At 64.5% G+C, this 22,475-nt stretch carries 19 protein-coding genes and 1 pseudogene; 15 read left to right on the top strand and 5 right to left on the bottom strand.

Annotation, left to right across the window (positions count from 1 at the left end):
* Positions 1 to 35 precede the first annotated feature (35 nt).
* The 4 genes and pseudogenes from QJT78_RS05690 to QJT78_RS05675 all read left to right on the top strand — a co-directional run bounded on the left by QJT78_RS05690 (position 36) and on the right by QJT78_RS05675 (position 4,869).
* A complete protein-coding gene (locus tag QJT78_RS05690) occupies positions 36 to 1,754 on the top strand; it encodes an IlvD/Edd family dehydratase (RefSeq protein WP_049810226.1) in 1,719 nt (572 codons plus the stop codon).
* A gap of 61 nt (positions 1,755 to 1,815) precedes the next feature.
* Positions 1,816 to 2,810, top strand: a pseudogene (locus QJT78_RS05685) (TRAP transporter substrate-binding protein).
* Between the two features lie 146 nt (positions 2,811 to 2,956).
* The gene (locus QJT78_RS05680; RefSeq protein WP_028146800.1) at positions 2,957 to 3,532 is read left to right on the top strand and encodes a TRAP transporter small permease; all 576 of its coding nucleotides are present in this window, start codon (positions 2,957 to 2,959) and stop codon (positions 3,530 to 3,532) included.
* Positions 3,529 to 4,869 (top strand): TRAP transporter large permease, encoded by a 1,341-nt coding sequence (locus QJT78_RS05675; RefSeq protein WP_038952432.1) that lies wholly within the window; start codon positions 3,529 to 3,531, stop codon positions 4,867 to 4,869. Before QJT78_RS05680 ends, QJT78_RS05675 begins: the two co-directional genes overlap by 4 nt.
* On the opposite strand, the gene QJT78_RS05670 is transcribed toward QJT78_RS05675, so the two are convergent.
* Positions 4,862 to 5,443 carry a histidine phosphatase family protein gene (locus QJT78_RS05670; protein ID WP_038942045.1) on the bottom strand — a complete coding sequence of 194 codons (582 nt, stop codon included), beginning with the start codon at positions 5,441 to 5,443 and terminating at the stop codon, positions 4,862 to 4,864. The genes QJT78_RS05675 and QJT78_RS05670 overlap by 8 nt on opposite strands.
* The gene (locus QJT78_RS05665) at positions 5,440 to 6,234 is read right to left on the bottom strand and encodes an enoyl-CoA hydratase/isomerase family protein (protein ID WP_028146802.1); all 795 of its coding nucleotides are present in this window, start codon (positions 6,232 to 6,234) and stop codon (positions 5,440 to 5,442) included. The genes QJT78_RS05670 and QJT78_RS05665 overlap by 4 nt, the downstream gene beginning before the upstream one ends.
* Positions 6,235 to 6,476: 242 nt before the next feature.
* Here QJT78_RS05665 and QJT78_RS05660 point away from each other — a divergent pair, with 242 nt between their 5' ends.
* Positions 6,477 to 7,697: an FAD-dependent oxidoreductase gene (locus QJT78_RS05660; protein ID WP_038942046.1), complete on the top strand. Its 1,221-nt coding sequence runs from the start codon at positions 6,477 to 6,479 to the stop codon at positions 7,695 to 7,697.
* A gap of 40 nt (positions 7,698 to 7,737) precedes the next feature.
* Here the strand turns inward: QJT78_RS05660 and QJT78_RS05655 are convergent, their stop codons facing one another.
* On the bottom strand, positions 7,738 to 8,643 hold the full coding sequence (locus QJT78_RS05655; RefSeq protein WP_028146804.1) for a ribokinase: 906 nt from the start codon (positions 8,641 to 8,643) through the stop codon (positions 7,738 to 7,740).
* A 19-nt stretch (positions 8,644 to 8,662) separates the two neighbouring features.
* Positions 8,663 to 9,556, bottom strand: coding sequence for a sugar kinase (locus QJT78_RS05650; RefSeq protein WP_028146805.1), 894 nt, complete (start codon positions 9,554 to 9,556; stop codon positions 8,663 to 8,665).
* A gap of 208 nt (positions 9,557 to 9,764) precedes the next feature.
* Between QJT78_RS05650 and QJT78_RS05645 the strand changes: the two genes are divergently transcribed.
* From QJT78_RS05645 to QJT78_RS05600, 10 genes are all read left to right on the top strand, one after another.
* Positions 9,765 to 10,613, top strand: a complete 849-nt coding sequence (locus QJT78_RS05645) for a VOC family protein (protein ID WP_281460194.1) — start codon at positions 9,765 to 9,767, stop codon at positions 10,611 to 10,613.
* A gap of 223 nt (positions 10,614 to 10,836) precedes the next feature.
* Complete coding sequence (locus QJT78_RS05640; RefSeq protein ID WP_193375900.1) at positions 10,837 to 11,544, top strand: TetR/AcrR family transcriptional regulator; 708 nt, start codon at positions 10,837 to 10,839, stop codon at positions 11,542 to 11,544.
* 322 nt (positions 11,545 to 11,866) lie between these two features.
* Entirely contained in the window at positions 11,867 to 12,676 is an 810-nt protein-coding gene (locus tag QJT78_RS05635; protein ID WP_028146808.1) for an ABC transporter permease, read from the top strand.
* A 56-nt stretch (positions 12,677 to 12,732) separates the two neighbouring features.
* Complete coding sequence (locus QJT78_RS05630; RefSeq protein WP_028146809.1) at positions 12,733 to 13,725, top strand: ABC transporter substrate-binding protein; 993 nt, start codon at positions 12,733 to 12,735, stop codon at positions 13,723 to 13,725.
* Positions 13,722 to 14,570: an ABC transporter ATP-binding protein gene (locus QJT78_RS05625; protein WP_028146810.1), complete on the top strand. Its 849-nt coding sequence runs from the start codon at positions 13,722 to 13,724 to the stop codon at positions 14,568 to 14,570. The genes QJT78_RS05630 and QJT78_RS05625 overlap by 4 nt, the downstream gene beginning before the upstream one ends.
* 5 nt (positions 14,571 to 14,575) lie before the next feature.
* Positions 14,576 to 15,973 (top strand): hypothetical protein, encoded by a 1,398-nt coding sequence (locus QJT78_RS05620; RefSeq protein WP_038942048.1) that lies wholly within the window; start codon positions 14,576 to 14,578, stop codon positions 15,971 to 15,973.
* Positions 15,970 to 17,121 carry a Gfo/Idh/MocA family oxidoreductase gene (locus tag QJT78_RS05615; protein ID WP_038942049.1) on the top strand — a complete coding sequence of 384 codons (1,152 nt, stop codon included), beginning with the start codon at positions 15,970 to 15,972 and terminating at the stop codon, positions 17,119 to 17,121. Before QJT78_RS05620 ends, QJT78_RS05615 begins: the two co-directional genes overlap by 4 nt.
* Before the next feature lie 10 nt (positions 17,122 to 17,131).
* Positions 17,132 to 18,322, top strand: coding sequence for a dihydrodipicolinate synthase family protein (locus QJT78_RS05610; RefSeq protein ID WP_028146813.1), 1,191 nt, complete (start codon positions 17,132 to 17,134; stop codon positions 18,320 to 18,322).
* A complete protein-coding gene (locus QJT78_RS05605; RefSeq protein WP_028146814.1) occupies positions 18,322 to 19,185 on the top strand; it encodes a sugar phosphate isomerase/epimerase family protein in 864 nt (287 codons plus the stop codon). Before QJT78_RS05610 ends, QJT78_RS05605 begins: the two co-directional genes overlap by 1 nt.
* 801 nt (positions 19,186 to 19,986) lie before the next feature.
* Positions 19,987 to 20,223, top strand: a complete 237-nt coding sequence (locus QJT78_RS05600) for a hypothetical protein (RefSeq protein ID WP_038942050.1) — start codon at positions 19,987 to 19,989, stop codon at positions 20,221 to 20,223.
* A gap of 163 nt (positions 20,224 to 20,386) precedes the next feature.
* Here QJT78_RS05600 and QJT78_RS05595 read toward each other — a convergent pair whose 3' ends face one another.
* Complete coding sequence (locus QJT78_RS05595) at positions 20,387 to 21,976, bottom strand: Spy/CpxP family protein refolding chaperone (RefSeq protein ID WP_028146816.1); 1,590 nt, start codon at positions 21,974 to 21,976, stop codon at positions 20,387 to 20,389.
* Between the last annotated feature and the right edge of the window lie 499 nt (positions 21,977 to 22,475).

Here is a 22,475-nt window from a genome sequence, read left to right as displayed (position 1 = left end):
CTGTAGCACAATGGCAAGCGAGAAGGAGCGGCATGATGACGAGTGGTTTGCGTAAGGGTCTGACGAGCTATGGCGATGCCGGCTTCTCGCTGTTCCTGCGCAAGGCGTTCATCAAGGCCATGGGCTATTCCGACGACGCGCTGGAGCGCCCGATCGTCGGCATCACCAACACCTACAGCGACTACAATCCCTGCCACGGCAACGTCCCGCAGATCATCGAGGCCGCCAAGCGCGGCGTGATGCTGTCGGGCGCGATGCCGTTCGTATTCCCGACCATCTCGATCGCCGAGAGCTTTGCGCATCCGACCTCGATGTATCTGCGCAACCTGATGGCGATGGACACCGAGGAGATGATCCGGGCCCAGCCGATGGATTCGGTGATCGTGATCGGCGGCTGCGACAAGACCCTTCCTGCGCAGGTCATGGCCGCGATCAGCGCCGATTTGCCGACCGTGGTCATTCCCGTCGGTCCCATGGTGGTCGGCCATCACAAGGGCGAGGTGCTCGGTGCCTGCACCGACTGCCGCCGTCTTTGGGGCAAATATCGCGCCGGTGAAATGGATGATGCCGAGATCGAAGCGGTCAATGGCCGCCTCGCGCCGTCGGTCGGCACTTGCATGGTGATGGGCACGGCCTCGACCATGGCCTGCATGATCGAAGCCATGGGCCTGTCGCTGCCGATGAGCGCGACGATTCCCGCGCCGCATGCCGAACGCTTTCGCTTGGCCGAAGCGAGCGGCAGGGTTGCCGCCGAGATGGCCAAGACCAAGGGGCCGAAGCCGAGCGAATTGTTGACGCCGGCCTCGTTCAGGAATGCGCAGGTCGTCCTCCAGGCGATCGGCGGCTCGACCAACGGCCTGATCCATTTGACGGCGATGGCGCACCGCTCGCCCCACCGCCTTGATCTCGAAGTGTTCGACCAGATCGGCCGCGAAGTGCCGGTGCTGGTCGACCTCAAGCCGTCGGGCGAACATTACATGGAGCATTTCCACCACGCCGGTGGCGTGCCGAAATTGCTGGCGCAACTCGGCGATCTCGTCGATCTCGACGCGAAGACCATCAGCGGCCAGACGCTGCGCGATGTCGTCGCGAATGCGGAGGACGTGCCGGGCCAGGATGCGATCCGCCCGCGCGACAATCCGATCAAGAAGGAAGGCGGCCTTGCCGTCCTGCACGGCAATCTCGCCCCGCGCGGTGCCGTCATCAAGCAGTCAGCCGCGAGCCCCAAGCTGTTGCAGCACACCGGGCGTGCGGTGGTGTTTGAATCCGTCGAGGACATGACCTTGCGGGTCGACCATCCCGATCTCGACGTGAACTCCGACGACGTGCTGGTGCTGCGCAACGCGGGCCCCAAGGGTGCGCCCGGCATGCCGGAGGCGGGTTATCTGCCGATCCCGAAGAAGCTCGCGCGCGGCGGCACCAAGGATATGGTGCGCATTTCGGATGCGCGCATGAGCGGCACCGCGTTCGGCACCATCGTGCTTCACATCACGCCGGAATCCGCCGTCGGCGGACCGCTCGCGCTGGTGAAGAACGGCGACATGATTCGGCTGGATGTTGCCAAGCGCAGCATCGAGCTGCTGGTCGATGCCGCCGAGCTGGAGCGTCGGCGCGCCGCATTGAAGCCGGCCGCTGCGCCGGACGAGGCGCGGCGCGGCTACGCGTGGCTATTCAACGAGACCATCATGCAGGCCGACGAGGGCTGCGACTTCGATTTCATGCAGAGGACTGGGAAGCAGACTGAGAAGGGGTGACGAACCACCCGAACGACCGCTCAGACCGCACAAGCGGCGGGCGATAAAACAGGGGGAAACGATGATTGCACGATCCATGCGTGGGTTGGTGGCCATGGCCGCCGTACTTTTCGTCACCGGGGCCGGGGCACAGGAGGTGAAGCATTATCGCTTTGCCTACGATCAGCCGCGCAACACCGGCTATTCCATCGCGGGCGACCTCTTTGCCGACAAGCTCAAGGAATTGAGCAAGGGCACCATGATCATCGACCAGTATCCGGGCGCGCAACTGGGCCAGGAGCCGCAGCTGCTCCAGCTCGTCAAGGCCGGCGACATCGAATTCGCGATCATCTCCTCGGCCAACACCGCGACGATCTCGCCGCAGGCCGGCGTGATGTCGCTGCACTCCTGTTCCGCGACGAGAAACACGTGATCAACGGTTTGGCCGACCCCCGCGTGTTCGAAGCCCTCAAGACCATGATCGACGAGACCACGCAGGGCCTGCATGTGATCGCGACGGGGTCGCAGGGCGTGCGCCACATGTACTCCAAGAAGGAGATCCACAATGTCGGCGACATCAAGAGCCTGAAGGTGCGCGTGCAGGCGACTGCGACCGAGGACATGATGTTCCCGGCCTACGGCGCCCAGACCGTGCATATGCCGTTCGGCAGCGTCTACACGAGCTTGCAAACCGGCGTCGTCGAGGTCGCCGAGAACAGCATCAACGTCTACCTCGTCAACAAGCACTACGAGGTCGCCCCGGTCCTCAACATCACCGAGCACGAGGCCAACAACGCGCTGGTGTTCGTCTCCGACAAGCTCTGGCAGAGCCTGTCGGCCGAGCAGAAGCAGTGGGTGCAGACCGCGGCCAATGAGGTCAGCACGAAAGAGCCCGCGAAGGCGTTCGACCTCGAGCGCACGGCGGCCGAGAAGCTGAAGAAGATGGGCGTGAAGGTCGTCGACAATGTCGACAAGAAGAGTTTTACGACGATCGCCGATCCCTATCTCGACAAGCTTGCCAAGGAGCTCGGCCCGCAGGCCGAGAAGATCAAGAATTTGATCCGGTCGATCAACTAGTTTCAGCAAAGTCGTCATGCCCGGGCAGAAGCGCGCCTTCGCGCCAGATGTCCCGGGCATCCACGTTCTTCCTTCGAGCCCGCACCAAGTGCGTGGATGGCCGGGACAAGCCCGGCCATGACGGAAAGCTGCAGCCGGGAGCAACAATGTCCATCGCCGACAAACTGCTGGTGCAACGGCAACGCCACCTGAAATGGCGCTGGCTCGACTGGCTCGAGCTTGCGTTGATGATCCTGTGCGGCGTGCTCTGCTTCGGCTTCTCGCTGTCGGTCACCGCCGATATCGTCACCCGCGTCATCGGCCATCCCTGGCTGTGGCTCCAGGAAGTCACCTCGACGCTATTCATCTACGCCATCTTCGTTGGCACGGCGGCCGCGACCCGGCGCAACGACCACCTCTATCTCACCGCGATCTCCGAGGCGATGCATGGCACGTCGCGGCTGATCGTCGAAGTGATCATCCGCCTCGTGGTACTCGGCGTCGCCTTCTGCCTGATCTGGTACGGCTATCAGAACTATCTGCGCGGCTTCGGCAGCTTTCGCCTGCCGTCGGGCACGCCGATCGCCTCGCTCTACGCGATCATCCCGTTGTCGGGTGTGCTGATAGGCCTGTTCACCATCGAACAGCTCGTCAACGGCCTGCGCAACGGCTTTGACCATCCCGAGCCGCCCGAGGAGGACGGGCCTGTTATCACCGACGCGCAGATGAGGGCGCAGCCGTGAGTGCACCCATTGTCCTGGCGTTGATGACGATCTGCTTCCTGTCGTTCGGCTATCTCGGCGTGCCCGTGCCGTTCTCGCTGATGGCCGGCGTCTTCATCGGCGCGCTCCTGTCGGACGTCTCGCTCGCCGCGATCATCCAGAAGATCTTTGACGGCGTGGACTCCGAGGCGCTGCTGGCGATTCCGTTCTTCCTGCTGGTCGGCGAGCTCATGAGCTCGGCCAATGTGGTGGTACGAATAGCCAATCTGTCGGTGTCGCTGGTCGGGCATATCAGAGGCGGGCTGTCGCAGGTCGTCGTTGTCTTCAGCATGTTCTTCTCGGAAATGTCGGGCTCGACCACCGCCGACGTCGCCGTGATGAGCCGTGCGCTGGGCGGCCCGATGAAGCGCGAGGGCTACGAGCCCGCCTTCATTGCGGCGATCATCGCGTCCGCCTCGACCATCGCCGCGCTGGTGCCGCCGAGCATCACGGCGGTGGTCTATGGCGCCGTCGGCAATGTCTCGATCGCCGGCCTGTTCATGGCGGGTGTCGTGCCCGGGTTGATGATCGGCTTTGGCCTGATGATCTACTGCTATTTTTTCGGCCCCTCCGGCTTGCGCAAGCCCCGCGCGCCGCTGCGGCAGGTGGTGTTTGCCGCGGGTGACGCCGCCCTGCCGCTGATGATCCCTGTCATTTTGCTCGGCGGCATCCTCACCGGCTGGTTCACGCCGACGGAAGCCGGCGTCGTCGCCGTGGTCTGGATTGTCGTCGTCGTGATCCCCGCGCTGAACCGCGGGCATATCAAAAAGATCCCATACGATTTCTGCCTTGCCGGCCTGATCTTCTCGCTGCCGCTGATCACGATCGGCGCCGCCAATGCCTTCGGCTGGATGCTGGCTTACCTACGCGGTGCGACCTATATCGCCGACATGATCACCTCGATTGCCGGCAACGATCCGCATCTGATCATGCTGCTGATGGTGCTGCTCTTCACCGTGGTCGGCGACTTCATCGAGCCGGTGCCGACCATCATCATCTTCATGCCGCTGGTCAACGCGCTGACCGAGGCCGGCGACATCAACGCCGTGCACATGGGCGTCGTGTTGATCGCCACGCTCGCCTTTGGCCTGATCACGCCGCCATACGGGCTGGTGCTGCTGATGGCCTCGAAATTCGTCGGCATCAGTTTTGCCAAGGCCTTACGCGCCGCCTTGCCGATCTATGTGGTGTTCCTGGCCACGATCGCGTTCGCGATCTATTTCCCGAGCGTGGTGCTGTGGCTGCCGCAGCACGTGCTGCCGGAATCGGTCGGATGCTTCAAATCGCCGGCGGGGACGGGCTACATCTGTCCTAAGTGACGAGCTGCTCGACGCGCCATTGCTCGTCTTCGCGGACGTAACGAAACGGCGTGCCGTGGCTGTTCTTGAAATAGCTGCCGCACAGCGACTTCGCCATTCCCTGCATCACCGCGTCGTGGCAGACGAACAGGAAGTCGTCGTCGGGATGACGGTCGAGCCACGCGGAGACGCAAGCCAGCGACCGTTCGGTCATGGCGTCCCAGTTTTCGCCGTCGGCGGGCAAGATCGAGACGAGGCCCGTCGCTGAGTTGACGCCGTGCTTGATCATGAGGTCGCGGACAGGGAGGCCCTCAAAGCTTCCGAAATCGAACTCGATGATGCCGTCGTCGATCGAGAGCGGCACCGAGATGGCGTCCGCGATGATCTTGGCCGTTCGCGCCGCGCGCACCAGCGGGCTCGCGACGATGCGGCTGATGCCGGTCCCGCGCAACATGTCCGCGGCCTCGTGCGCCTGCGCAAGGCCGTCCGCGTTCAGCGGGTTGTCGGTTCGTCCTTGAAACAGCCCCTGCCTATTCCAGTCGGTCGCGCCATGGCGCAGGCCGCAGAACGAGCGCGCCGGTGCCGGCGCGCTCACTTGCCCTTGCTCGTGAATTTCTTCACGGCGACGCGGAAATCCTCCGTGTTCATCGCCATGATGATCTTGTGCTCCTCGGCATCGAGCTGCTGCTTCACCGGCGTGGTCGCGGCCTGGTAGACCAGCGACTTGGTGCCGGCGATCGCCGCCGGCGGATTCTGCGCCAGGCGCTCGGCGAGTTTTCGCGTGGCCGCCTTCAACTCCGCGGCGGGGACGACCTTCGCAACCAGGCCCCATTCATAGGCCTGCTGCGCGGTAAAATTGTCCTCCGACAGGAAGATCTGGAGGGCGCGTCGCGATCCGACCGTCCCGACGACTCCGACCGTCGAGCCGCCGTCCGGCGACACCCCGATCTTGGCATAGGCCGGCGTGAACTTGGCATCCTCCGCGGCGATGCAGAGATCGGTGACGAAGGCGAGGCCCATGCCGGCGCCGGCCGCCGAGCCGTGCACGCTGGACAGCGAAATCTTCGGCATGCGCCGGATGATCTCGATGAAGGCGTGATAATGCTTCAGCAGTTCGCCGACGACCGGCGTGACCGCGCCGGCTTCGGCCGCAGCGCCGATCGTCTGCAGATCGCCGCCGGCTGAGAAGGCGCGGCCTTCTCCTTCGAGCACGACGACCCTGATGTCGTCGGCGCCTTCGAGATAGGTCGCGAGCTGTTCGAGCTTCTGCGCGATAGCAAGGTTGACCGAGTTGAACGCGGCGGGGCGGTTGAGCGTGATGGTTGCGATCGGGCCGTCGATCCGCAGCAGGGCGGGATCATCGGGTTTGGAGACGGGAGCTGGCATCTGGAATATCCCCGGCATGAGGTCGTTGCTGCAACTAAATCGCAGAAGGTCGGGGGTGACAATCCCCGGCCGCCAGTGCCCCGCATACCGCTCTTGCGCAGGACGGAATGATGGGCTCAAATGGGCCGCCTTCGTTTAGGAACGGACACGAGCGCCGGCTCCTCCTGGGCAAGCCAAGCCAATATCAGCGAGAGAGGAGACGACATGGGTGACGCTCGTGTCTCCGGAAATGGGCTGTTCCAATGACGGGTGGTCCGGTGATCATTGTCGGTGCCGGCCATGGCGGCTATCAGGTCGCGGCATCCCTGCGTCAGGCGGGCTTTTCCGATCGCGTCTGCCTGATCAACGACGAGGCGCATCTGCCCTATCAGCGGCCGCCGCTGTCCAAGGCCTATATCAAGGGCTCGGCCGGGCCGGAGAGCCTGATGTTCCGGCCGGAGAAATTCTACCAGGATCAGAAGATCGAGCTGATCGCGGGCCGCGCGGTGTCGATCGATCGCACCGGCCACAAGGTGCATCTCGCATCCGGCGAGACGCTGCCTTACGGCCACCTCGTGCTGGCCACGGGCGCGCGCAACCGGCTGCTTGATTTGCCGAATGCGAATTTGCCCGACGTGAAATATCTGCGCATCCTCGACGACAGCGAGGCGCTGCGGAAGATCATGCCGTCGAAGAAGCGCGCGGTGATCATCGGCGCCGGCTTCATCGGCCTCGAATTCGCGGCCACCGCGCGGATCAAGGGCATCGAGGTGGATGTGCTTGAGCTCGCCCCGCGCGTGATGGCGCGCGCGGTGACGGCGGAGGTCTCGGAGTATTTTCAGGCGCGGCATCGCGAGGCCGGCATCCGCATTCACCTCGGTGTGCAGGCAACCTCGATCGAGGCTGAGGGCGGCAAGGTCACCGGCGTTTCCTTGAGCGATGGAAGGCATCTGCCGGCCGACCTCGTCGTGGTCGGTGTCGGCGTGCTGCCGAACATCGAGCTTGCGGCGGAGGCAGGGCTTGCCGTCGCCGCCGGCATCATCGTCGACGAATATCTCTCGACGTCAGATCCTGACATCTCCGCGATCGGCGACTGCGCGCTGTTCGCCAGTCCGCGCTTTGGCGGATCGCAGCGGCTGGAGTCGGTGCAGAACGCCACCGATCACGCCCGCTGCCTCGCTGCGCGGCTGACCGGCGACCGCAAGGCCTATGACAGCCATCCCTGGTTCTGGAGCGACCAGGGCGACGACAAGCTCCAGATGGCGGGGTTGACCACCGGCTATGACCGCGTCGTGCTGCGCGGCGATCCCGCGAAGAAAGCCTTCTCGGCGTTCTGCTACAAGGGCGACAGACTGCTCGGCATCGAGTCGGTCAACCGCGCCGGCGACCACATGTTCGGCCGCCGCCTGTTCGGCCTGGAGCGCTCGATCACGCCGGAGCAGGCCGCGGATGAAGGCTTCGACCTGAAGAGTGCGCTGACCTGATCGCGCGGTTTGCGGGGCGAGGTGAAGAAAGCGCCACGCTCTACAAGACCGCGGCGACTTCCGCGGCCGTCGGCATCGAAGGACCTGCGCCCATCCGCTGCACGCTGATCGAGGCGGCCGCGTTGGCGAAGGCGAGGGCGGCGCGCAGTTGCACGCCGCTCGCCAGCTGCGCCGCAAGCGCGCCGACGAAGCAATCGCCAGCGCCGGTGGTGTCGACCGCCTTCACCGCGCGGCCGGGCACCGCGAATTCCTCGCGGCCGGCGAGCGCGAGCACGCCGCGTTTGCCGAGCGTGACGCAGATGGTCTGGTCCTCGCGTGCCTGCAGTTGTCGCGCGACGTTGATGATTGTTGCGGCCTCGTCGCCGTCGGAGAGCTCCACGCCCGCGAGGAAGCCGAGCTCGGTCTCGTTCAGCACGAGGATGTCGACGAGCGCCAGCAGCTCGGCGGACATCTTTTGCGCCGGTGCCGGGTTGAGCAGCGTCGTGGCGCCGGCGCTTCGGGCGCGCTGGAAGAAGGCGGCGATCGTCGGCAGCGGAATCTCGAACTGGCTGACGGCCACATCGCCTGTCGCCAGCGGAACGTCCGCGACATCGTCGGCGCCGACCAGCGCATTGCTGCCGGGGATGACGACGATGGTGTTGTCGGAGGCCGCGACCGTGATGATCGCGGTGCCGCTATGCGTGTCGGCGTCCTGAACAGAGCCGAGATCGATGCCCTGCGCACCGAGGAACGTCCGCAGCTCAGCGCCAAACGAATCCTTGCCAAGCCGGCCGATCAGCGTGGTCTTCGTACCGAGCCGTGACGCCGCGACGGCCTGGTTCGCGCCCTTGCCGCCAGGAAAATACAGCACCTGCCGGCCGGCGACGGTCTCGCCGACTTTGGGGTGGCGATCGGCGGTCGCCACCACATCCATGTTGATGCTGCCGGCGATAAAGACGCGCCCCATGATATGCCCTTACAAAATCCTAGACCCTGACTTCGAACTCGTGCCTGACTTTGGCGATGTCCACAAGGGTCGGCAGCCCGGCCTCGTTGCCGAGGCGCTGGATCTTGAAGGTCGAGGCGGCGCGGGCAAAATCAAAATGCTCGCGCCAGCTTTTGCCGGGGTGGGCGAGGTAGGAATAGACATAGGCGCCGTGGAAGACGTCGCCGGCGCCGTTGGTGTCGATCACGCGCTCGCGCGGGATCGGCATCGCCGGCATGACCTCGACCGCACCCGTTTCATTGTACCAGAGCAGACCCTTCTCACCCATGGTGACGCCGCCGATCTTGCAGCCGCGGCTCTTGAGGTGGTCGAGCATCTTCTCGGGCGTCAGGTCCATCTGCTCGCACAGGCGTTCGGCGACGATGGCAACGTCGATGAATGCGAGCAGTTCATGCGTGTTGGTGCGCAGGCCGCCGCCGTCGAGCGAGGTCAGGATGCCGGCCTCGCGGCAGACCTTTGCATAGTGGATCGCCGCATCGGGCTGATGGCCGTCGATGTGCAGGGCGCGGCAGCCGCCGAGATTGAGCATCGGGAACGGATGGATATGCTCGTCGTCGCGGCAGCGGACGATGGCGCGCTTGCCGTCCTTGGGCATGATGAAGGACAGCGAGGACTGGTTCACCTTCCGCCCGTGCAGCGAGATCGCGTATTTCGCGCACATGTCCTGGAACATGCGCCCCAGCCAGTCATTGGCGGCCGTGGCGATGAGATCGGGCACGATGCCGAGCTTGGCGCAGCAGAACGCCGCCGTAACCGCGTTGCCGCCGAAGGAGACCGCGTAGTCCGTTGCCACGTGCTTTTCGTCGCCGGTCGGCATGTGGTCTGTGATGAAGACGACGTCGATGTAAGTCTGACCGATAAAGAGAGCCTGCATTGGTTGTCCGTGATGCGCTGGGTGGTCCCGGCCGGCGGGCTTACTCTAACACCGGTTCCGCTCTAGGGACGCTGAAATTATTCGCAAATCTGCCGCCCGAGCGCTTGAGGTCGGCATGGGGCCGGAATACGACCATCACCGGTCCATGCCAAGCCCGGACAAACGCCGTCCTTCGGAACATGGTTCCAGGTCGATCAAGGGGGGAATGATGATCACCGGCCTCGATCACGTCGTCGCCCTGGTGAGAGATATCGGTGCGGCCAAGGCGGCGTATCAGACGCTGCTCGGGCGCGCGCCGGCCTGGCAGAATTCCGGCGAGGGCGCCGACCGCGTGCTGTTCACGCTTGCGAACATGACGATCGAGCTGATGGCGCCGAGCGGCTTTAACGTGGCGGCGGACCGGATCCGCGCGCTGCTCGACGACTGCGAGGGCGTGCTCGCCAGCCTGTGCTTTCGTGTCGCAGACATGAGCAAGATGCACCGGCGGCTGGAGCGGGTGGCCTTGAGGCCGGATCCGGTCGCCGAGGTCGAAAGCAGCGACGTCGCGAGCGGCGCAGCCCTGCACTGGAAACGCACGCGTGCCGCAACCGAATTGACGCGCGGCGTGCGCATGTTCTTCCTCGAGCTCGCCGCGGAGCGGCCGCTGTCGGCTGCGACCGACATCGCGCCGATCGATGGGCTCGACCACGTCGTGGTCACCACCGAGGATTCCGACCGCGCCGCCGCGCTCTATGGCGCGCGGCTCGGCCTTGATCTCGCACTGGACCGCTCGCACCAGGATTGGGGCCAGCTGATGTTCTTCCGCTGCGGCGACCTCATCGTCGAAGTGGTGCGCCGCCCCGTGGCTGGCGGGGATTCCCTGCATGACCGTCTCTGGGGCCTGAGCTGGCGGGTCGCCGACATCGACGCCACCCGCGCCCGCCTGATCGCCGCCGGCCTCGACGTCACCGAGGTGCGCAACGGCCGCAAGCCGGGCACGCGGATCATGACGGTGCGGAACGGCACCTGCGGGATCCAGACGGTGCTGCTGGAGCGCTCGCCGAAGCCGGCGGAGTAAGGGGCCGCACTCTTCCCGCGTCGTTGTGCGGATGCGACGAAGACTCCCGTAGGGTGGGCAAAGCGGAGCGTGCCCACGTCTTTGCCCAATTGATGAGAAGACGTGGGCACGGCGCAAATGCGCCTTTGCCCACCCTACGAAGCTGCGTCCGGGGCACGAGATCGTTCTCAAACGCGCGTGCGCGTGTTACATGCGTCTTATAAGCACCCAGCGAGCAACCGGTTTGGCGAAGGCAAAGCGAACTCTGAAATGGCAGCGCGACCCCGAGGGGATGCGGCTGCGCATTCTCGAAGCCGCCAAGCAGGAATTCTCCACCCACGGGCTCGCGGGCGCGCGTGTCGACCGCATCGCGGCGAAGGCCGGCGCCAACAAGCGCATGCTCTACTATCACGTCGGCAACAAGGACGAGCTCTATCTCGCGGTGCTCGAAGGCGCCTATGACAAGATCCGCAGCGAAGAGCGGGGGCTGGATCTCGAGCATCTCGATCCGCCCGAAGCGATACGGCGGCTGATCGAGTTCACCTGGAGCTACTTCCTGCGCAACCCGGAATTCCTGTCGCTGCTCCAGACCGAGAACCTCGCGCGCGCAAAGCACCTCAAGCGCTCGACCAAGGTCAAGTCGATGCACTCGCCCTTCGTCGAGATGATCCGCACCGTGGTGCTGCGCGGCGTCGAGAGCGGCGATTTCAGGGTCGCGGTCGATCCGGTGCAGCTCTATATCTCGATCGCCGGGCTCTGCTTCTTCTATCTCTCCAATTCGGCCACGTTGAGCGTGATCTTCGGCCGCGATCTGCTGGCCAAGGACGCCAAGGACGAGCGGCTTTCGCACATGGTCGGCCTCGTGCTGGCCGCGCTGACGGGGCGATCGACCGCGCTGTTCGAGACCGCCAAGGCGCCGAAGTCGCGCAGCGCAGTGGCGCAGACGGTTTAGTGGCCTAGTCCGCGCGTTGGTGGACTAATCGTCCGTCGTTTCCTCAATCTCCGCCGTCATTGCCCGCGAAGGCGGGCAATCCAGTATTCCAGAGACGGTTGAGATTGAACCGAGAAGCCGCGGCGTACTGGATTCCCCGCCTTCGCTTGGAATGACACCGAAGGTGAGGCGGTCTCGTGCCCCGGACGTAGCGCAAGCAGCGCGTCCGGGACACGAGAGGAAGCCAGGAACCGGCACAAAACGTCACAGGGAAAGCTCTGGACAGTATTTATCCAACGAGTTAATTTCTCCCCCGAACGAAGAAGAATGCCGGGAGTGAGACGTGGCTGAGTTGAAGCCGCAAAGTGTGGTATCCAAGATGCTGAATGCGGCCTGGGTCCGGCCGTTCCTGTTCCTGGTCTTCATCGTCGTCGCCTGGGATCTTGCGATCCGCCTGTTCAAGATCCCCGCCTATCAGATCCCGGCGCCGGGCGATGTTCTCGCCGTGCTGCGCACCGAATGGCCGGAACTGCTGCGCCAGTCCTGGCCGACCACATATGCGACCGTCTGCGGCTTCCTGCTGTCGGCGCTGTTCGGCATCCCCGTCGCCATGCTGATCGCGGGCTCAAAGACGATGGAGAGCTATGTCTATCCGCTGCTGGTGTTCTCGCAATCCGTGCCGAAGATCGCGATCGCGCCGCTGTTCGTGGTGTGGTTTGGCTTCGGCATCATTCCAAAAGTGATTTCGGCGTTCCTGCTCGGCTTCTTCCCCGTGGTCGTCTCCGCCGTGCAGGGCTTCAAGTCGGTCGACCCTGATATGGTCGATCTCGCCCGCGCCATGCAGGGCAGCCGCTTCCGGGTTTTCCTCGCGGTGAACCTGCCGCATGCGCTGCCTGCGATCTTCTCCGGCCTCAAAGTGTCGGTGACGCTCGCCGTGGTCGGCGCGGTCGTCGGCGAGTTCGTCGGCTCCAATTCCGGCATCGGCTACGTGATGCAGCGCTCGATCGGCACGTTCGACCTGCCGACCATGTTCGCAGCGCTGGTGATCCTGGCGCTGCTCGGTGTGATCCTGTTCTGGATCGTGGACCGGGTCGAGAAGCTGGTCATACCCTGGCATGTCAGCCAGCGTGAAGACGTGATTTTCGCCTCTTAACTCAAGCAACGAACGGCCACCAACGGCCGACGCAACAAGGGCAAGGGAGAGAAACGATGAAGCGGTGGATAGGAGCTGTCTCGGCTGCGCTGATGGTGTTTGCGGCGATGCCCGCGCAGGCAGCCGACAAGGTCGTGCTGATGCTGAATTGGTACGTCTATGGCGAGCACGCGCCGTTCTATTACGGCAAGGCCAAGGGCATTTACGCAGCTGAAGGCATCGATCTTGAGATACAGGAAGGCCGCGGCTCGGCTGCGACCACGCAGGCCGTCGCCGCCAAGACCGCCGACTTCGGCTATGTCGACGTCCCCACCATGATGCGCGCCGCGATCAAGGGCGCACCTGTCGTCGCGACCGGCGTGCTGCTGCAGACCAGCCCGATGTCGGCGATGGGCCTCGTCGACAAGAACATCAGGAAGCCTGAGGACATCAAGGGCAAGACGGTGGCGATCACGCCGGCCGATTCCATGACCCAGATCTGGCCGCTGTTCCTGAAGAAGACCGGCCTGAAGGAGAGCGATTTCCAGACGGTCGCCGGCGACGGCCAGACCAAGCTCAACGCCGTCATCAACGGCCAGGCCGATCTGCTGCTCGGCTACGTCATGGACCAGTCGATGAAGATCAAGGATGCCACCGGCAAGGACGTGTTCCCGATCAAGTTCGCCGACTACGGCATCAACATGGTCTCCTCCGGCATCATCGCCAACTCCGACTATGTGAAGGCCAATGCCGACCTCGTCCGCCGCTTCATGTCAGCGACGACCAAGGCGGTCGAAGCTGCCGAGAAGGAGCCGAAGGCGGCCGCGCAGTCGATCCTCGATGCCAACCCCAAGGGCGGCAAGATCGACACGCTGACGCAGGGCTTTGAGCTGACCATTCCGCTCTACCGGACCGCGGAGACCAAGAGCAAGCGGCCGTTCCAGGTCACCGACCAGAACATGACGGACTCCGTCAATCTGATGGTCGAATATGGCGGACTGGATGCCAAGGCCAAGGAGAACCCGAAGGCCTTCTACACCAACGACTATCTGCCGAAGAGTGGCTCGTGAAACCTGCGACAATCGTGAGCGAAACCGTGCAGCAGGCCGCGCATCTGAGACTGGTGAGCGACCGGGCTGCCGGCGATGCGTCGGGCATCAAACTGTCCGGCGTGTCGAAGACCTACCGGACGCGCGACGGCGACGTGCCGTCGCTGCGTCCGCTCGATTTCCACATCAACGACGGCGAGTTCTTCGTCGTGGTCGGCCCAAGCGGCTGCGGCAAGTCCACGCTGCTCAAGCTGATCTCGGGGTTGCTGCCGCCGACATCAGGTGAGGTCCTGGTCGAGGGCGAGAAGGTCACGAAGCCGCACGGCAATGTCGGCATCGTCTTCCAGAACGCGCTGCTGCTGCCCTGGCGCAACATCCTCGCGAACGTGATGCTGCCAATCGACATGAAGCGGCTGCCACGACAACACTATCTCGATCGCGCCAAGGCGCTGCTGAAGCTGGTCGGCCTCGAAGGGTTCGAGAAGAAGCTGCCCTGGCAGCTCTCGGGCGGCATGCAGCAGCGCGCCTCGATCTGCCGTGCGCTGGTGCACGATCCCAAGATCATGCTGATGGACGAGCCGTTCGGCGCGCTCGACGCGTTGACGCGCGAGCGCATGAATGTCGAACTGATGCGGATCCAGCGCGAAACGAAGAAGACGGTGCTGCTGATCACGCATTCGATTCCGGAGGCCGTGTTCCTTGCCGACCGCGTGCTGGTCATGACCGAACGTCCCGGCGCGATCGCGGCGATCTACGACGTGCCGCTGCCGCGCCCGCGGTCGCTCGATGTGATGGCCGATCCTGTTTTCACCGAGCTCGTGCAACGCATCCGCAAGCATTTCTTCTCACAGGGTGCACTGGACTGACGATCATGGCGCCGCGCCTGAAGCTGCGAGACATCGCATTCTTCGAACGTCCCGTGCATTTCGCGCGGCCGTTCCGCTTTGGCGCGATCACCATCAATGGGACGCCGCAGCTGTTCGTGCGGGTCGAGATTGAGGTCGAGGGCAGGGGGAATGCGGTTGGTGCCAGCGCCGAGCTGCTGGTGCCAAAATGGTTCGACAAGCGGCCGGAGCTATCGCCGGCGCAGACGGTCGACGGCCTGCGGCGTTCGCTGGAGATTGCGCGGGGCCTTTATCTTGCGCGGACTGGATTCTTGACGGCGTTCGATCTGCATGCCTCGTGCATCGGTGCCCAGGTCGCGACTTGTGCGAAAAAGAATATTCCAGCGCTTGCGGCGGCTTATGGCCCCGCGGAAATCGACAAGGCGATCCTCGACGCACTGCTGCGTGCCATGGACACCAACTTTTTCGACGGGATGGCCGGCAACGTTGCGGGCATCGATGCGCGACTTTCTCCTGAGCTGAAGGAAACGGATATCGCGCAGTTTCTCGCGGGCCGAAAGCCGCTGCCGCGCGTTGCCATCAGGCACACCGTAGGCCTCGACGATACCGTCGAAGGTGAGGGCGGTGTTGCCGATGCACGCGAGAACGCCGGTGCCAATTACTTCAAGCTGAAGCTATCAGGGGATTTCGTGGCTGATGCAGCTCGGTTGACGCGTATTGGCAAGGAGCTCGATACGCTGGGGCGTGACTACAAGGTGACGCTTGACGCCAACGAGCAGTATGCCGATCTCTCCGCACTGCATGCGCTGACCGACCGGCTCGACCACGATGCAGCGCTGCGGTCAATCGCGTCACGGCTGCTCTATGTCGAACAGCCGATGCCGCGCGATATCACGCGGCAGTCGCCGCTGGGATCGCTCGCCGCGCACGGCTTCATCATCGACGAGGCCGACGATTCCTACGATGCCTTCCCAGCGGCGCGTACGCTCGGTTATTGCGGCATTTCCTCGAAATCCTGCAAGGGCCTCTACAAGTCCATCGTCAATGCGACCCGCGCGGCGAAATGGAGCGCGGGCGGCGCGCGGTTCTTCGTGACCGGCGAGGACCTGACCTGCCAGGCGGGTCTCGCCGTGCAGCAGGATCTCGCGCTCGGTGCCTTCATCGGCGTGACCCATGCCGAGCGCAACGGCCACCACTATGTCGACGGCTTTGGCGAGACGCCCACCGCTGAAGCTGCGGCCTTCGCGGCCGCGCATCCCGATCTCTATGTCGACGCGGGGCAGGGCGTCCGGCTCTCCATTCAAGACGGCGATCTCCTGACGGGATCGCTCGCCACAACGGGCTTTGCGACGTCGGTCCATCCGGACTGGTCGGCGCTCGCCCCGCTCGAACAGCCAAAATCACTTCAGGAGCAATTGGCATGACCACCCAACGCCTCGGCCTCATCATGAACGGCGTCACCGGCCGCATGGGGCTCAACCAGCATCTGATCCGCTCGATCGTCGCGATCCGCGAGCAGGGCGGCGTCAGGCTGAAGAACGGCGACCGCGTGATGCCCGATCCGATCCTGGTCGGCCGCAGCGCAGACAAGGTCGAAGCCCTCGCCAAGCGCTACAACATCACGCGCTGGACCACCGACCTCGATGCGGCGCTCGCCGACAAGAACGACACCATGTTCTTCGACGCCGCGACCACGCAGGCGCGGCCCGGTCTTTTGACCCAGGCCATCAATGCCGGCAAGCACGTCTATTGCGAGAAGCCGATCGCGACGAACTTCGAAGAGGCGCTCGAGGTCGTCAAGCTCGCCAACGCAAAGGGCGTCAAGCATGGCACGGTGCAGGACAAGCTGTTCCTGCCTGGCCTGAAGAAGATCGCCTTCCTGCGCGATTCCGGCTTCTTCGGCCGCATCCTCTCGGTGCGCGGCGAGTTCGGCTATTGGGTGTTCGAAGGCGGTTGGCAGGAGGCGCAGCGGCCGTCCTGGAACTACCGGGACGAGGACGGCGGCGGCATCATCCTCGACATGGTCTGCCACTGGCGCTACGTGCTCGACAACCTGTTCGGCAACGTCCAGAGCGTGGTCTGCATCGGCAACACGGATATCCCCGAACGTTTTGACGAGCAGGGCAAGAAGTACAAGGCGACCGCGGATGATTCCGCCTACGCGACCTTCCAGCTCGAGGGCGGCGTCATCGCCCACATCAACATGTCCTGGGTGACGCGCGTCTATCGCGACGACCTCGTCACCTTCCAGGTCGACGGCACACGCGGCTCGGCGGTCGCGGGCCTGTCGGATTGCATGATCCAGGCGCGGCAGGCAACGCCCCGGCCGGTGTGGAATCCCGACGAGAAGCGGCTGCATGACTTCTACGGCGACTGGCAGAAGCTGCCCGACAACGTCACCTACGACAACGGCTTCAAGGAGCAGTGGGAGATGTTCATCCGCCACGTCTACGAGGACGCGTCCTACAAGTTCACGCTGCTCGAAGGCGTCAAGGGCGTGCAGCTCGCCGAATGCGCGCTGAAGAGCTGGAAGGAGCGGCGCTGGATCGACGTCGCCCCGATCAAGGCCTGAGGAGGGACACATGAACAAGCCCGTCCAGCCAATGTCGTCATTGTCGCTGAAGTTGCCGAAAGCGGATCGTTCGATCGAGACCTACCGGCTCGCGGCGTCGCGAACGTTCCCCGCGAAGCTCGATGGACCTTTGAACCGCATCGCGTTCTCGGCCGTGCACACGGTTGTCGATCCCTTTGCGGACAACGATCCCTGGCTCTCCGCCGCCGTCGACTGGGACAAGACCATCGCCTTCCGCGAGCACGTCTGGGACCTCGGTCTCGGCGTCGCCGAAGCGATGGACACCGCGCAGCGCGGCATGGGGCTGGACTGGCCGACTTCGCTGGAGCTGATCACCCGCTCGGTCGGTGCCGCCAAGCGGCGCAACGCACTGGTGTTCTCCGGCGCGGGCACGGATCATCTTGCGGTCGAGGATGCCAAGAGCCTCGACGATGTGATCCGCGCCTATGAGGAGCAGATCTCGGCCGTCGAGAAGGTCGGCGGCCGCATCATCCTGATGGCGTCGCGTGCTCTCGCAAAACTCGGCCGCAGCGCCGACGATTACGCCAAAGTCTATAACCGCGTGCTGTCGCAGGTCCGCGAGCCCGTGATCATCCACTGGCTCGGCGATATGTTCGATCCCGCTCTGACCGGATATTGGGGCACCAAGGACCTCGACAGGGCGATGGACGTTGCGGTGGCCATCATCAACAACAACGCTGCCAAGGTTGATGGCGTCAAGGTCTCGCTGCTCGACAAGCAGCGCGAGATCGACATGCGCAGGCGCCTGGACAAGCCCATCAAGATGTACACCGGCGACGATTTCAACTACGCGGAGCTGATCGCCGGCGACGACCAGGGCTTCTCGCACGCGCTGCTCGGCATCTTCGACGCGATCGCACCCGCTGCGTCCTACGCGCTGTCGCGGCTCGCGGCAGGCGACGAGGCTGGCTTCCACGACGTGCTGGGGCCGACGGTGCCGCTGTCACGCCACATCTTCAAGGCGCCGACGCGGTTCTACAAGACCGGCGTCGTCTTCATGGCCTATCTGAACGGCCATCAGGATCATTTCACCATGGTCGGCGGGCAGGAAAGCGCGCGCTCGATGCTGCATCTGGCCGAGCTGTTCCGCCTTGCCGATCAGGCCGGCCTGCTCGCCAATCCGGAACTGGCGACGCGGCGGATGAAGACCGTGCTGGCCTCGCACGGACTGGAAGACTGATGCGCGATTTCTCGTCCGACCATCGCTGGCTGTCCCTCAACACGGCGACGGTCCGCAAGCAGGGTGACCTCGTCGAAATCATCGAGGCCTGTGCAAGGCATGGCATCCGCGCCATCGATCCCTGGCGCGACCAGGTCGCTTCCGTCGGTCTCGATCGCGCCGCGCGCGCGGTGCGTGAGGCCGGCCTCGAGCTGTCGGGCTACTGCCGTGGTGGCATGTTCACCTCGGACGCATCGCGTCGCGGTGAGGTTCGCGACGACAACCGCCGCTGCGTCGATGAGGCCAAGGCGCTGGGCGCGCCCTGCATCGTTCTGGTCGTCGGCGGCCTGCCGCAATATTCGCGGCCGGGCAGCGAGGCGTCCAAGAACATCGTCGTAGCGCGCGGTCAGGTCGAGGAAGCACTGGCCGACATGCTTGACTACGCCAGACAGGCAAAGCTGCCGCTGGCGATCGAGCCGCTGCATCCGGCCTACGCTGCCGACCGCGCCTGCGTCAACACGACGAAACAGGCGCTCGACATCTGCGATCGGCTCGACCCCGGCCGCAGCGGCATGCTTGGCGTCGCGCTCGACGTCTATCACATCTGGTGGGATCCGGAGCTGATGGCCCAGATCGCCCGCGCCGGCAAGGATCGCCTGCTCGCGTTCCATGTCTGCGACTGGCTGGTGCCGACCAGGGACATCCTCAACGACCGCGGCATGATGGGCGACGGCGTCATCGACATCAAATCGGCGCGCGCCGCGGTCGAGGCGCAGGGGTTTGCCGGCTATTCGGAGATCGAGATCTTCTCCAACGACTGGTGGGGCAAACCGATGGACGAGGTGCTGCGCACCTGCATTACGCGGCACAGGACGGTGGTGTAGCTCCCACGCGCGCTGTCTTCACGGGCTTGCGACTTGTTGCCGCGTGTTGAAGCGCGCCTTCCGCTTCACGGCACTGAAGCGGCGGCCTCGGGCGAATTCAGCGAACCGGTCGGAGTACCACCAACGAGAGGTGGACAGCCGTCAGCTTTCAGGCAGAATGATATCATCCCGATGCCGCAGCCTCGCCACGGTCTGCGCCAGATCGGATGCGGTAATCAGTGGCATCAACGATCGGCAGGCACGGCGGATGTACCCACGCCTGATGATCTTGGATGGCCCCGACGCGCAATCGTCGGGGCCATTGTTGTGATCGGCGGGGCAACGCTAGCGACTTTTGCCGGAGGCCCCGGCGTGTTCCAGCCCCAGGCCATTCTATTACGGCGATAAGGAAAGACCGCCCGAAGGCGGTCTTGCAGTCCAATGTGCCGGGCCAAAATAGTTTCGGGATCAAACCTTGTCCGGCCCAGTCTGATCGCCAGCTAACCACTATCGCGGGAAGGCCGCTGACAATTAAGATTTCAGTCCTGAAATGGAATGCACCTGCGACTTAGGAACCCGTCGTCCGAGGTGAGTCTTGGTGCGCACCTGCGTACGGCGCTGGCCGAAGGGGCTGCGGCGCTGAGAGTTCGACTAGCTCTCAGGGCTGGAGGTGCTCACGTCAGTGAAAAGTCAGACGATTGCGCTATCATCGATTGACCGTCAAACACCGGACTATCACTCGTCAATTCAATCTGCGAAATTGTGACAACATAAATGCGCTTGTAAACAAGCTGGCGCGAAGGGAGGTTGGCAGTGGAGGCAGTGGAGAGAGTGCAGCGCTTGCGTGCGATGGGTTCGCTGTGCCGCCAACAGGCCGCGTACAACAGCATGAACAAATGGAAGCTGCTCGCAGAAGCAGAATACTGGGACCACCTGGCCGATCTTGAGTTGTCTGCTCACTTCCAGCGATGCAACGCCAATAGCGCGGATGAGAAAGAGCGGCCTCAAGCGATCCCAACCGCGAATGACGCTGGGCCGAAGACGATTTCCGCCGCGTGAGGTCAAGACGAGGCGGTTGTTTGCATTCCGTGCCACCGCACTTCTCGTAGAGAGAAGCAGCCCGGACACGTATGTTCTGGTCGAACTGTGGAGCAGGGCGATGACGGCACCCCGCGTCGCTCGGCCGCTGCTCGAATTGCAACGAGAGAATGCGACGCTGCCGTCATGGGCCCGCGAGCTGTTGCAGCGTGTTGAAGCGCGCCTTCTGCTCGCTGCTCAGCGTGGCATAGAACTCGTCCAGGGCGGGCTCGACCAGCTTGGCGGCCTGAAGCATGGCCTCGAGCCGGTGCTGCATCGCCTCCAGTCGTCCGACCGGCGTCAGCGGCACATCGTTCGGACAGGCTGCCTGTAGGCCCTCAACGCCCTTCGCCGTCGCTTCGCTGAGGCGGTCGAGCGCTTCCTTCTGCTTGCCAGCGGGGTGGAGCACAGCCTCGATCCTCTGGATCGGCAACTGTGTCAGGCTGGACTTCGGATCGCCGCAGCCTTCGGCATTGGCTTCCTGGGCACTGGCTTGCTGCTGCCGAGGCGAGCGGTCGCCGATGTGGGGGCCGAGCGCGTTGAAGCGGGCCTGCTGCTCGTCACTGAGCGAGTTGTAGAAAGTCTCCAGTGCCGGTCGCACGATCTTGACCGCATCCAGTGTCGCGCTGACGCGGTTCATCATCGCCCGCAAGCGGCCAGGCGGCGTCAGTGCATAAGTCTCCGCGCAGGAGTCCTTGAACACACCGGCGGCGTTGGCCGCCGCGGTCTTCAACGCGTCGAGCAGCGCGCGTTGCTCCGCCGTCGGCCGCACCGCCCGCGTGATATCGTCAAGCGGCCAGGCGGTGACGCCCTTGTCCGGTGTGCCGCACAATTGCTGCAGCGTTTGCGGGCTCACGCTGGCGCGCTGGCGCGCGCGGGTGCCGCCGCCGGCTTGCGGATAGTCATTCGGGTTGGTGCTGGCATAGGCGGAATAGGGGCTGTCATCGCCCCAGAACACGGTGTCGACGAAGTTGTCATACGCGTACGCCCAATAGCCGGGCTCGTAAGCATAGGACCAGAACGTGTAGTCAAAAATGTCGGAATAGGCGTAAGGCCAGAACACAGGTCCAAGCCATGCCACGAACACCGCGGGATGGCGGTGTCGCCAGGCCTTCCGGGGAGCCCAGCCGCTGTGGCGGGCGACAAGGGCCGCTTGGGTTTGCGCAGTCGCCCGCTCGCGGAAGTGCGCGGCAAACCGCCCGCGCGCGGCGGCAGCCGCTGCGGCTGTTGCCGCGGGGGCCTGCAGTCCCAGCCTCTGCTGGCGCGCCAGATCGATTTGCTGCGTCCGTTGCTCGTGCTGCAGCAGACGGTTCTGCGCCTGCAGTGCGCGCTCTTGTGCGCGTTGTGCGCGTGCGCCTTCAGGTTTTTGCGACTGCAAGGTCTGCACACGTTGCTGCAGGCGATCGATGCGGGTCTGGCGCTCCGTAGTTTGGCGCGACAGCATCTCGCGCTGTCGCTGCTCGACGTGCTGCTCACGCTGTTGGACGCGCTGCTCGCGCTCCAGCAGCCTATTCTGCGACTGCAGCAACCGCTGCTGCTCGCGTTGCGCTCTTGCGCCTTCCGGCTTTTGCGATTGCAATGTCTGCACACGCTGCTGCAAGTGGTCGATGCGGCCCTGGCGTTCCGAGGCTTGGCGCGACAGCGTCTCGCGCGGCTGTTCCCGCCGCTCGCTCACGGCCGGCGGCGCGCTTGGGTGTGAGGGGGCGGCGATATGCGGCGTCGGCTGCGGTGCCATCGCCGGACGTTGCGGAGCTGCCGGCGCGCGGTGGAATTCAGGTCGCGGTGCCGCCACGTGCGGGGCAGCTCGCGGTGGCGGTGCAGCGAAGTGCGGGGCCGGGCGCGGTGGCGGTGAGGCCATGCGAGGCGCCGGATTCGGCGCCATGGCCGGTCGCTGCGGCATGGCCGGGGGATGAAATGCCGGCGCGGCGGGACGCGCCATCGCAGGTGGCGCCGCCGGTCGGGCCATCGCAGGTGGCGCCGCCGGTCGGGCCATCACAGGCGGCGCTGCCGGTCGGGCAGCCGCTCCCGGCGGCCCACCCCGACCATGATGGTCCTGGGCGGACGCACCGACGCTCGCCGCGAGCATCGACACACCGACAAAAAACGCCGAAAGGCACACGGCACGCGGAAGCATGATCGCAACTCCACGCTCGTCCCAGTCGCCCGGAACCGTTCAACGCCCAGGTGGCGAAATCGTTCGTTGTTGACTGCCAGCGGCCTTGCGGTCTTCCGAC

Origin of the sequence: Bradyrhizobium sp. Mp27 (assembly GCF_029953005.1) — a bacterium.
In the GTDB taxonomy this organism is placed as follows: Bacteria; Pseudomonadota; Alphaproteobacteria; order Rhizobiales; family Xanthobacteraceae; genus Bradyrhizobium; species Bradyrhizobium barranii.
Note: the sequence above shows the minus strand (reverse complement) of the source record. Positions and strands in the feature narration are given on the sequence as shown.